Source organism: Sorangium sp. So ce296 (assembly GCF_051529605.1).
Classification (GTDB): domain Bacteria; phylum Myxococcota_A; class Polyangia; order Polyangiales; family Polyangiaceae; genus Sorangium; species Sorangium cellulosum_D.
Window position 1 is genome coordinate 4872748 of record NZ_CP150325.1, and the last position, 12115, is coordinate 4884862.

Sequence of the window (12115 nt, forward strand, 5' to 3'; positions counted from 1 at the left end):
ACGCCGCCCGCGGGGAGCGCGGAGCGGGGCATGCTGCCTCGCAGCGGGGCAGATGGCGTCGCGGAGCGCGAGCGTGCGCGGCCTGCGCGATGTCGCGGACGCCCTCGCCCGCGCCCGGCGGCGGCGCGCGCCGCCGGGCGCCGTCAGCGGGTCATCGTCATCGTCGGCGCGACGCCGCGCCGGCGCGGCGTCGCGCGGGCGTCACTGCGCGCCCCATACGTTGAGCACGGCCGCCGTCTCCGCGTCGATCGTGGCCGGCTCCCGTTGCGCCGCGGGCGCGCGTACGGACAGGTCGAACGTCACGGTGCGCCGGAAGAGCGAGAGGGTGGCGAGCGGCATCACCTCGCGGCGGTTGAACGCGCAGGTCGGGTCCACGTTGAGGTCGCAGAGGAAGGGGGGGACGCCGAGCCGCCCCGAAAGCACGAGGTTGCCCCAGCGCGTGGAGTAGCGATCGCCGAGGGCGGCGATCTGGGGGTCGCGCTCGACGCCCTGGAGGCCCGAGGCGACGGCCGCCAGATCCTCCCCGAGCGGTTCGCGGGCGAACGAGAGGCCGAGGGCGGCGACGGCGGTGCGCGTGATGTCGATGATCTCGGTCGGGGCAGAGATGCGCTGGCCGGCGTAAAGATCGCCGGGAAAGTGGACATAAAGCGGGAGCGTCAGGACCGGCTCCTGGAGGTCGAGGCTCTCGGCGTAGAGCGTGCCGTCGGAGCGACCGCTGGCCAGGTCGCCGGTGACGATGAAGAGGGTCTCGTCCCACAGGCCGGCGGCCTTGAGGGTCCCGATGAGGTTGCCGAGCGCGCGGTCCTGGCCGGCGAGCGCGATGGAGAAGAGGTCGCGGATCCGGTCCCGATCGTCGGGGCTGAGGACGTCGCGGCGCCGGTTGCGCAGCCTGGCCAGGATCTGGGCGGCGCGGCGCGGCTCGATCGGGCCGGCGTAGTCGGCCGGCTTGAGGGCGTTCAGCTCCTTCGGGCCGACCTCCCAGGGCGGGTGGCCGCCGCGCGCGTGGACGAACGCGAGCAGGCGGTTGCCGGCGTCCTGGCGAACGGTCTCGCTGATCCAGGCGGCGGCGGCGTCGATCGGCGTGGTGGCCGGCTCGCCGCTGGTCGGGGGGTGCTCGAGGACGCGGGACCAGCCGGGTCCGAAGCCGAACGCCCGGAAGGTGGTGGGGACGCCGGTGAAGAACCCGGTCCGGATGCTGCTGTCGCTCGCGATGGCGCCGATGGTGGTCATGCGGGCGGGGAGGCGGGCCCCGGTGTCGGTGACGGTGTGGGCCGCCGGCGGCAGCCCGGTGAGCAGCGACGCGATCACGGCGGACACGACCGTGCTCGGGCCCCGGTGGTGATCGAACGTCGTCGCGGACGTGGCGAGCTCGGCCAGCGTCGCGAGGTGCGGCTCGGGGCGGCCGCTCCAGGGGGGCAGATCGGGCCGCTCGACCCCGTTCAGGGCGACGATCACGACGGCGCGCGCCGCGCGCACGGGCGGCGGGGGCTCCTGCGATCCGGCGAGGACGGGGTCGCCGAAGAGGATGCGGCCGCCGCGGGCCGCGGCGGTGGCGCGGAGCTCGAGGGTGATGAGGGAGCCCTCGAAGGGCGCGAGCGGCAGCTCGACGTCGGTCCAGGTCGCCTTGTCGCCGCCCTCGACATGGACGCGGTGGAGCGGGAGGGGCTCCTGGCCGTCGCGCAGGACGCGGATCTCGGCGTCGCCTTCGCCGGCGCCCAGCACGCCGACGGCCGTGCGGAGGCGGGTCACCTTGGACGGGCGGAAGGTGCACCGGACGGCGCCCGGGGCGCGCAGCGCGATGGACCGGTGCGGGACGCCCGACAGCGCCGCGGCGGGCGCGACGACGTCGCGCAGGGTCGGAGGGCCGTAGGTGGCCGGGTCCTCGTCGGGGATGCCGACGCGGACCCAGTCGATGTCGGCGAACGACTCCCCTTCGCGGAGCCGGCCGGAGAACCGGATGGTGAGGGTGTGCAGGCCGGGGTCGGCCGGGAGCGTGGTGGTCGGGGTCGAGGCGATGCGGATCTGGTCGCGCTGGAAGCGGAGGGTCCCGAGGAGCTGGTCGTCCAGCGAGATCGTGGCGTACCGGGAGGCCAGGCCGACCGCGCGGGCGGACACGAAGATGGGGCTCGCGGACGGCAGGAGGAACGTGAGCTTGATCTGCCGCTCCGAGATGCGCGCCCAGGTGGATCCGGCGTGCTCGACCGCGGTGATGCCGGTGGGCACGGTCCCCTGCCAGGCGAAGCGACCGAGGAGGGCGTTGGCGCCGGTGTCGAACAGGAGCCCCCGGTGCTCGATGTCGCAGTTGCGCAGCTCGTCCACGAGGTGCACGAGGTCGCGGGCCGGGGGCAGCGGGGTGGCTGCGGGGCTCGCGGACGCAGGCGCCGTGGCGCCGGCCGGGAGCTCGCGGGTCGACGTCTCGCACCCGGTGCAGCCGGAGAGGAGCGCGGCCGCGGCGGCGAGGAGCGCGGCGGAGGGGTGGCTGGGTCGGATCACGCGGGCGCGCACGGGGCGTGCTCTACCACGAGCGGGGATCGCGCGACGCCTTCACGGGCGTCGGGCGGCCCACGGCCGCCCCGGCGGCGGAGGCGAGCTCGACGGCGCGCGTCATTCATCTTCGTCCGCAGTCCGGAGCGCGAGCGGTCCGGAGCGCGAGCGGGTGCTTCACGTCCGTCCGCCCGGATTGGCGTGCCGGTGGGCCGGAAGGGCGTAGGGGGCGATGTCCCCGGCCGGGGACAGCGTGATCGGTCGGGGCACGGCCGAACCGGGCCCGGCCGGCCGAACTCGAGCTGGTCCCGGAAGCGCTGTCCTGCCGCGCACCCCGTGTTACGAAGAGCTCGGCCATGGCAGACCTGTACGACGAGCTCGAGTTCCCTCCGCGCGCCGAGTACCTGGACCAGTACAAGAACTACCAGGTCGACATCGCGCACTGGCAGCGGCTTGCCGGACAGTTTCAGAAGGCTTTCCGTCAGGTCTATGCGCGTCGCAGCGCCGCCGTGCTGCTCGTTCACGGGCCGCAGGGCTCGGGCAAGTCGATGTTCAGCGCGCGTCTGGCGCAGGACCACGAGCGCACGCGCGGCGGCGCCTTCGCGCCGGACCTCCGCAACAACCTCTGGCACGTGCTCGTGGCCACGGACCAGCCGGACGAGCGTGCGATCGAGGATGTGACGAGGGACACCGTGCTCAGGCTGGTCGACGAGCACAAATCGCAGAATTGGCTCGAAGAGCTGCGGGGCTTCGCCACATCGGACAGGTCCCGGGTACGGCTGATCGTCTGCGACGACATGCACAAGGACAGCATGATGCGCCCGTGGACCGAGATGTCGCCCAGGGACTTCTACGAGGCTCGCCAGGCTGGTCCCGACGCCATCCTCGCCTACCTCGCCGAGCGGCTCAACGACGCCTGCCGGCACGAGTTCCAGCGCTCGATCTTCGTGATGCTCTCGAACGACCAAGCGTGGATCGAGAAGCTGCACGGGCACCTCGAGCGCTGGTACCAGGGCCTCTCTACCGTGCTGACGCTGCCGGTACCGGAAGCGCCGACGCTGGAGAGGATCGTCCGGATGAACACGAACCGGCTGAACAAGGTGAGCTACTGGTACTGCCTCGACGCGGCACAGACAGAGCAGCGGAAGGAGGTGCGGCGCGTGCTCATGGAAGGGAGCGGTTTCACCAGCTCTTTCCATGCGGTCAGCCAGTCGCTCGATGCCGCGTCGCGGCGCATGGGTCGCCCCGGCAACCCCAACGTCTTGACGCTTGTCACCCTGGGCTCGGAGTTCGCCGAGGTGCAGACATTCCTGAACGATCGCGAGATCGATGCCGAGCCGGGACACGGGGCGAGCCCACGGCACCTCGGCGTATGGGAGATGCGCGGGCCATGGGCCTCGAAGATCGTGCGTAAGCCGAGTCGGGAGCTCCTGCGCCGCGCCCGGATGCTGGAGTCCGAGTTCATGCTGCGCTGGGTGAGCCTGGATATGGTCGGGACCTACGCGCTGCTGCAGCCGCCAGCAGCCGGCGACCTCGGCGATGAGCTCCTGCTGCTCATCCTGCGGCGGCCGTCGATCGGGACCCTGAAATCGACCGGCGATGCGTGGCGATCGGAGTGCGCCGCGCTCGACACCAGGCTCGACAATCCCCCGTTCGCCGCGGTGGAGGTGGAGAAGCTCTTCAAGGATTTCATGACGCTCGGGCAGCGCCGCAGCACATTGTATGAACCGGCCCTCCGCCACCGTGCGGGCGCGGCCAGGCTCTTCAGTCGAGGCTTCGCCGTGTACGCGTCCCTCAAGCCGGACATGATCGTGGAAGACCCTGGGCCGCCCAAGCACGGCGAGTACGCCGTCTGCGCGCTGACGAGCGCGGACTCGGACGATCCCAAGGACATCGCCGACGCGATCCGCCGCACCGGGCACAGCGTGGAGTTCACGGCCTTCCTGCGGAACAACCTGGTGGGCATCGAGGACTACCTGCGCGACAAAATCGAGCGCTACGCGGGGATGCTGGAGTCGGTCTGACGTTCGGCGCGCCCGTACCGCACGGAGAACGAGCGCCGCCTCAGCGGACATCGCCGGATCCCGAGGGCAGATCGTCCCTGCCTGCATCGCCTCCTGCCGCCTCGCTCACCGTCGCGCGTGCCCAGCAGCGTCCGGCAGCTCCTGCAGGAGGCCGCGCAGCCGCCGACATCGCCGTCGACGCCGCATCGGAGGCCTGCGCGGCGCCCGACATCGCCTCTGGCGCCGCGTCAGAAGCTTGCTCGGCCGCCGACATCCCCCCTGGCGCCGCGTCAGAAGCATGCTCGGCCGCCGACATCGCCCCTGGCGCCGCGTCAGAAGCATGCTCGGCCGCCGACATCGCCCCTGGCGCCGCCTCGCTCGGTTGACGAGCTCGATCGCTCTTCTTAGCCTCTGCGATCCTCGACGCTCGCTTGGCGCTCCGCCGGCCGCGGTCGAAGGCAGAACGAGAGGGGAATCCATGACCATCAACACCATCCATCACGACGACTCCCTCGACCATATCTGGAGCGTGCTGGTCTACGAGGAGGCGCGGCTGCTCAAGGACAAGGACGCGAGCGATCTCGCGCCCGAGGCCGGCGCGCTCGTGGAGCGCTGGGCCCAGGTGAACGCCGGGCAACGGAGCGCGTGGCGCGCCGAGATCGTCGCGCAGGCGGGCGTCGACACCGAGGACGACCTGCTCGACGACACCGTCGACGAGCTGGACAACGAGCTGCTCCGGGCCTTTCGCGACCGGGACGCGCCGCAGCGCAGGCGCTACTTCAAGAAGGCGCGCCACGAGATCGTGCGGCTCGGGCTGGAGAGCCAGCTCGAGGTGGTGCGCGCGTGGCCGGCCTCGCTGAAGTCCGAGCGCGAGGCCGCTCTCCAGGCGCTCGGCGCGCGGCTCGAGGAGGACATCGCCCGGGGCGACGTCGCGGTCGAGGAGCGGCTGCGCGCCGCCGCGGCCACCGCCGATCAGCGCGTGCGCGAGATCGTCCGGTTCGTGGACGACATCAACGCCGCGCGGCGGACACGCTACGGCCTGCTGATCCAGCGCGCGGAGGAGCGGCGGCTGCCGAAGGACTGGCCGGGCCGGTTCTTCAAGAAGAGCTCGCAGGGGTCGAAGAAGGCCAAGGCCGCCCCCGCCGTCGAGAACCCGCCGGCATAGGAGTAGCGCGATCGGTGCTGGAGCGGTTTTCGCCCGTCTCTGGCACATGCGTTACAGAGCGGCGTTCACCCGCACAGGAGACGGGTCCAGCTCGGCGTTTTCGGCGCGGAAGCGCGCTCCAGTGCGCTGAGCACCGAAAACGTCGAGATGGGCCCGTATCCGAAGCGGGTGAACGCCGCTCAGCGGCGCCAGGGCGGCGCGATGCGGAGCCGGGTGAGGCGGCCGGCCTTGACGAGCGCGAAGCGCACCCGCTCCTCGTCCCGGAGCTTCGCCCGGATCTCGTAGGCGCCGTCCTTCGGCGCGAGCGGCAGCTTGACGCTGCCGGTGCCCACCTTGCGCCCGTCCACGAAGAGCGTGTCGCCCGACCCGGCGATCACCTCCAGCATGCCGTGCCCCTCGGGGACCTTGTGCCCGGCGGCGAGCGGCAGATCCTCGGGCAGCACGGGGTTCGTGGTCGTCTCGCCCACCGGCCCGGCGGCAGCCGCGGCCGGCGCCGCCGCGGCGACGGCCGTGCCGGCGGCGCCCGGCGTGGCGGCGCCCGGCGTGGCGGCGCCGGGCGCCGCGGCGGCCGGCGGCTCCGCCGCGGGCGGGCTCGGCGGCTCGGCGGGCGGCGGGGCGCCCTGCAGCTCGTGATCGCGCGACAGCCGCGCGGCCACCGCGAAGACGAAGGCCGCCACCGCGAAGAGGACCCACATGGTCATGCGGTTGTCGCGGGCCGGCGGCGGCGGCGTGGGCACGTACGCCGACGGCCGGCGCACCCGGCGCGGCGTGGGCGACTCGTCCACGGTGGGCGCAGGGCCGGACGCCGCGCCCCGCGCCGCCAGGGGCGCGGGCGCTCGGAGCGCCGCGGGCGGCGGGGCCGGCGCCTCGACGACCGGGGGCGGCGGGAGCGAGCCGAGCGTCAGGAGCCGCTCGGGCTTCGGGACCTCGAGCGCGGGCAGCGTCGCCTCCGGCCTGCGCGGCGCCGGCGCCGGCGCCACGCCCGGCACGGCCGGCGTCACGCCGGCCGCCAGCGCCGCGGCCTCGGCCGGCGTGGTCCACGTCGCGCGCGCGCTCGCCACATCGCCTTGGAGCTCGGCGAGATCGCTCGGGATCCTGGCGCTCGCGAGCGCCCTGCGCGCGCTCGGGGCCGCGATCTCGTCCTCGCCGTCGACCGACACCGTCGGGATCGACGCCGCCGAGCCGGACGCCGGCGACGCCGACACCACCGGGATCGACGCCGCCGACCAGGACGCCGGCGCCGCCGACACCACCGGGATCGACGCTGCCGACCCGGGCGCCGACACCACCGACACCACCGGGATCGACGCCGCCGCGCCGGACGCCGGCGCCGCGGCGACCGGCGCCACCGAGCCGGGCACCACCGTGAGCTGGTCGTCGCCGAGCTCGACCGGCGCGCGCGACGACGCGGCGCCGCCCTCGCCGAGCTCCGGCGGCAGCGTCACGGCCGGCGCAGGCCGCTCCGAGGCGCGCCGCACGCCGCGGAGCGTCTCCTCCTCGCGGACCACGGCGGGGGCGAGCAGATCCTCGCCCTCGCGGCCGATCACGCGCCGCACCCAGCCGCGGGCCGCGACGTCGTTCAGCACGTCCTCGACGAGGCTCGCGGCGAACTCCCCCGACGTGATGATCGACCGCGGCGAGCTCCCCCGGGCGAGCGTCCTCAGCAGCGCCCGCGCCGGCTCGGGCGTCGCGTCGGTGGTGGCGCCCATCCCCTCCAGATCGACGATGACGCGCTCGACCTGCATCAGGGGCGGCCCGTGGAGCAGCCGCTGCGCCGCCCGGGCCGCGGCGATCGCGGGCACGAGCTGCTCCGCGAGGGTCCCCTCGAACCCGGGGCGCGGCGGGGCCCGGAGCTCGTCGTCCGGCGCGGGCGCCACCGCGAAGCGGCCCGAGCCGACGCCGAGCAGCGCCGCGAGCACCGAGGGGCCGCGGTGGAACGTCCCGTCCTGCGCCGTCCGGGTCGCGGCCGCGGGGCGGCCGTCCTTGATCAGCACCTCGTAGAGGAACGCGGCGTCGCGCACCGACACGAGCGCGTCGGGCCGGCGCGCGCACGCGAGCGACAGCAGCGTCCGCGTCGTCATGCCGTCGAGCCGCCCGCGCACCTCGCCGCCGGTCGCGATGCGCTCGGCCACGCGCCGCCTGCCCCGCAGGACCTCGTTCACCCGCTGCACGAAGGCCGCCGCGCTCGCCTCCTTGCGGAGATAACCGTCGGCCTGAGCGCCGAGCTCGCGGAGCCGCTGGAGCAGGTCCTCCTTCCAGGACAGCAGGATCACCGGCACGTCGCGCAGCGCCACGTCGCGCTTGAGCGCGCGGCACAGGGCGAAGCCGTCGAGGCGCGGCATGAGCACGTCGCTCACGACGAGGTCCGGCGTCGTCTGGTACGCGAGGTCGAGCGCCCGCGCGCCGTCGTGGGCCTCGTGCACCTTCGCGCCCGCGGCCCGGAGCACGCCGGCGAGGAACCACGTCACCGCCGGATCGTCGTCCGCGACCACGATGTCCATCGCGTCGAGCGCCGCGTCGATCGGCGCCGCGGCGCTCGCGGCCCCGCGCGCCGGCGCCTTCGCGCGGATCTCGCTGTGCAGCCGCGAGCGCTCGCCCTCGGGCGCGCCCGGCGCGGTCATCCACGGCGCGAGCGGCAGCGCGCCCTCGGGCCCGTTCGGCGTGAACCGCACGCCGCCGTGCGAGCGGATCGTCACGAGATCGCGGATGCGCGCCACCGCGCCCCAGAGCGCCGCGAGCACCTCGGCGCCGTCGCCGAGGTCCACGTGCGCCCCGCGGCTCCTCGGCTCGGCGGCGTCGCAGAGCCCGCGGCGCAGCTCCTCGGCGAGGCGCGCCCCGAGATCGTCGAGGCTGACGGCCCCGAGCGGCGCGCGCGCGGGCTGGCGGAGGCGCACGCAGCTCGCCGCGGCCTCCGCGGCGGCGCGCCGGAGCGCGTCGGGCGACGCCGGCTTCGCGAGCGCGCGCGCGGCGCCGAGCGCCACGTACGGGGCCGCGTCCTCGGGCCGCGCGAAGCGCCCGACGGCGACGACCGGGACCAGGTCGGTGAGCGGATCGGCGGCGAGCGCCTCCGCGAGCGCGCGCGCGCCCGGCAGATCCGCGTCGAGCAGGACCACGTCCGGCGCGAACGCGCGCGCGAGATCGATCGCCGTCTCGATCTCGTCGGTGCGCTCCACCTCGAACGACGGCCCGGCCCCGGCGCCCTCCGGATCGAGCGCGTCGGCGAGCGGCGCCCCGCCCACGACGAGGACGGTGATCGGCGTCTCGAGCGGCGCGGCCTCCTGGGCCTCGACGGCGCGCGCCTGCTCCGCGCTGCGCGGCGAGGACGGGCGCGCGCTCGCCTCCTCCTCGTCGTCGAGCGTGAGCGGCGCGGGGGCGAGCGCGCGGCCGTTGCTCACGCCCGCGATCCAGGTCGAGGCCTGGCCCTTCGCGCCGCCCGCGCCCGCGGCCTCCTCCTGCCCTGCGCCGGCGCTGCGCGCGCCCGCCGCGCCCGCGCGCGCGCCCTGCGCCGCCGCCGGCTCGCGCGACGCGATCACCTGCTCGCGCGACGCCATCGCTTGCTCGCGCGGCGCCGCCGCCGTCTCGCCGATCGCCGCCTGACCCCACGCGAGGGCGGGCAGCTCTTCGAGCACCTTCCCCAGGACGGCGGCGGCCTCGCCGGTGAGCCGGCCGCCGGCGGAGGCGACGAGCGCCGACTCTCCCTCGGCGAGGCGCTCGGCGACGCGCGCGAAGCGCAGGAGCCGCGCCCCGGCGCCGAGCGAGTGCAGGCGCCGCTTCAGGTCCTCGATGAGCCGCGGCGCATCGTCGTCCGCCTCGATCCGCCGGAGCGCCGCGCGGAGCTCCGCCACACGGCGACCCAGGTTCGCCACGAACTCGGCCCGTGCCCCGCCCAGCCGCTCGTGCCGAGCCTCGCCCGCTGCATTGCTCCGCGGCCCCGCGTGCTCCACCGCCGTCGATCCTACGCCCATTGGCGGTCCCGTATCACAGGAGGATCGGACACCCGAACTTCTCGGCGATCGTGCCCGCGCGGCCGCCGCGCCTGGCCCGCCGGGTCAGCCGAACTTCTCGGCGATCGTGACCGCGCGGCCGCCGCGCCTGGCCCTCCGGGTCACCTCACGGCGAGCCCAGCTCCGCGGCGATCTGCTCCCGGACCCAGGCGCCTGCGGCCCGCGTCCCGAGGGTGCCGCCGACGTCGGCCGTGCACATCCCCTGGTCGAGCGCCTGGGAGACCCAGCGCTCGATGCGGCGCTCTTCCTCGGGCCACCCGAGGTGGGCGAGCAGCAGCCCGGCGGTGAGCATCGCCGCGAACGGGTTCGCCACGTCCTTGCCGGCGAGCGGGGGCGCCGACCCGTGGACCGGCTCGAACAGCGCGACCCGCGCCGGATCGGACGCGTGCACGTTCGCGCTCGCGGCCATGCCGAGACCGCCCTGCAGCGCCGCGCCGAGGTCGGTCACGATGTCGCCGAACAGGTTGTTCGTCACGATGACCTGGAACTGCGACGGATCCTGGATGAGGTACAGGCACAGGGCGTCCACGTAGACGTGGTTCGACTGGATCTCCGGGTACTGGGCGCGCACCTCGTGGAAGACCCGCAACCACAGCTCGTGCGCGTGTCGCATCGCGTTCGACTTGTCCGCCATCGTGACCCGCGTCCGGCCGGTCGCGCGCGCGTAGTCGAAGGCCGCGCGGATGATCCGCTCGACCCCCTTCCTCGTGTTCACGTCCTCGTTGATGGCGACCTCGTCCGGGGTGCCGCGCTTGAACTGGCCGCCCATCCCGACGTAGATGCCCTCGGTGTTCTCGCGGAACACGACGAAGTCGATGTCCTTCGCCGCGCGGCCCTTGAGCGGGACGAGCCGATCGGACAGGGCCCGGACGGGCCTCACGTTGGCGTAGAGGTCGTATCCGAAGCGCATCCCGAAGAGGATGTCGCGCGCGTGCTCGAGGTTCGGCACGCGCGGATCGCCGAGCGCGCCGAGGAGCACCGCCGAGCACTCGCGCTGGATCGCCACCTGGATCTGGTTCGGGAAGGTCGTCCCGTCGCGCAGGTACCGGTCGGCGCCGAGGTCGAGGTCCCACAGGTCGATCGGCAGCCCTGCGCGCGCCTGGTAGAGCTCGAGCAGGAGCCTGGCCTCGGCGGTGACGGACGGACCGATGCCGTCGCCGCCGATGATCGCGATCTTCTTCTTCTTGCCGGCTGCCACAGGGTCGCGCTCCGGGATCAACCGAGCGCGCGTTCGACCGGCACGTACTCCAACCGGTGGGCTGCGGCGACGGGGCCGTAGGTCACGTGTCCGCCGTGGGTGTTGATGCCGAGCGCCACGGCCCGGTCCGCCTTGGCGGCGGCCGCGATGCCCTGGTTGGCGATCGCCACGGCGTAGCCGATCGTCGTGTTCGTGAGCGCCCAGGTGCTCGTGTGCGACACCGCGCCCGGCATGTTGGCGACGCAGTAGTGGACGACGCCGTGCACCTCGTAGGTCGGGTTGTCGTGGGTGGTCGGGCGGCAGGTCGCGATGCAGCCGCCCTGATCCACGGCGACGTCGACCACGACGGTCCCCTTCTCCATGCGGCGGATGTGGTCCTCGGTCACGAGCAGGGGCGCCTTGGCGCCGGGCACGAGCACCGCGCCGATCACCAGATCGGCGCGCTCGCACATCGTCTCGATGTTCTCCGCGTTCGAGTAGAGCGTCTCGATCGCGCCCCCGAAGACGTCCTCGAGGTAGCTCATCGTCTCGGCGCGCACGTCGAGCACGGTGACCTGCGCGCCCATCCCGACCGCGATGGTCGCCGCGTTCCGCCCGACCACGCCGCCGCCGAGGATCGCCACGCGGCCGCGCCGCGTGCCCGGCACGCCGCCGAGGAGCACGCCCTTGCCGCCCCGCTCCTTCTCGAGGCACGAGGCGCCGACCTGGACCGCCATCCTGCCGGCCACCTCGCTCATCGGCCGGAGCAGCGGCAGCGAGCCGTCCTCGAGCTGGATCGTCTCGTACGCGACGCCGGTCACGCCGCGCCGGGCGAGCTCCTTCGTGAGGTCGGGCTCGGCGGCCAGGTGCAGGTAGGTATAGAGGACGAGGCCCGGGCGGAAGTGGCCGTACTCCGAGGGGAGCGGCTCCTTCACCTTCACGACCATATCGGCGCTCCACGCCTCCGCCGCCGATCGCGCGATGACGGCGCCCGCGCGCGCGTAGGCCTCGTCGGACAGCCCGCTGCCCTCGCCTGCGCCGGACTCCACGAGGACCCTGTGCCCGTGGCCGACCATGGCCCGGACTCCCGCGGGCGTCATCCCGACGCGGTACTCACGTGTCTTGATCTCCCTGGGGACTCCGATAAGCACGATCGCGCTCCTCTCCTCGCCGAACTGCTGAAAGCGAGGGTGTCGGACGACGATAGCAGAAACCCGCCCTTGCAACGCTGCAAGAGCCGATACGGCGGCTATTTTCGAGGCGAGAAACCTCGGAAGATCCG

6 protein-coding genes are annotated in these 12115 nt (G+C 74.2%); 2 read left to right on the forward strand and 4 right to left on the reverse strand.

Going from position 1 to position 12115, the window contains the following annotated elements; genetic code table 11:
* Positions 1–201 precede the first annotated feature (201 nt).
* Positions 202–2493: a sulfatase-like hydrolase/transferase gene (locus tag WME98_RS18350; protein ID WP_437952461.1), complete on the reverse strand. Its 2292-nt coding sequence runs from the start codon at positions 2491–2493 to the stop codon at positions 202–204.
* 347 nt (positions 2494–2840) lie between these two features.
* Between WME98_RS18350 and WME98_RS18355 the strand changes: the two genes are divergently transcribed.
* Both WME98_RS18355 and WME98_RS18360 read left to right on the forward strand, forming a co-directional pair.
* Positions 2841–4508: a hypothetical protein gene (locus tag WME98_RS18355; protein ID WP_437952462.1), complete on the forward strand. Its 1668-nt coding sequence runs from the start codon at positions 2841–2843 to the stop codon at positions 4506–4508.
* A gap of 457 nt (positions 4509–4965) precedes the next feature.
* Entirely contained in the window at positions 4966–5652 is a 687-nt protein-coding gene (locus WME98_RS18360; RefSeq protein ID WP_061629665.1) for a hypothetical protein, read from the forward strand.
* 179 nt (positions 5653–5831) lie between these two features.
* On the opposite strand, the gene WME98_RS18365 is transcribed toward WME98_RS18360, so the two are convergent.
* The 3 genes from WME98_RS18365 to ald form a co-directional block, all read right to left on the reverse strand.
* Entirely contained in the window at positions 5832–9596 is a 3765-nt protein-coding gene (locus WME98_RS18365) for a response regulator (protein ID WP_437952463.1), read from the reverse strand.
* Positions 9597–9762: 166 nt separating this feature from the next.
* Entirely contained in the window at positions 9763–10854 is a 1092-nt protein-coding gene (locus WME98_RS18370; protein ID WP_148314520.1) for an isocitrate/isopropylmalate dehydrogenase family protein, read from the reverse strand.
* A 17-nt stretch (positions 10855–10871) separates the two neighbouring features.
* Complete coding sequence (gene ald / locus WME98_RS18375) at positions 10872–11984, reverse strand: alanine dehydrogenase (protein ID WP_437334406.1); 1113 nt, start codon at positions 11982–11984, stop codon at positions 10872–10874.
* Positions 11985–12115 lie beyond the last annotated feature (131 nt).

Excerpts from the sequence above, each read along its gene's own strand:
- WME98_RS18355 (WP_437952462.1), top strand. The coding sequence starts at position 2,841 with ATGGCAGACCTGTACGACGAGCTCGAGTTCCCTCCGCGCGCCGAGTAC.
- WME98_RS18360 (WP_061629665.1), top strand. The coding sequence starts at position 4,966 with ATGACCATCAACACCATCCATCACGACGACTCCCTCGACCATATCTGG.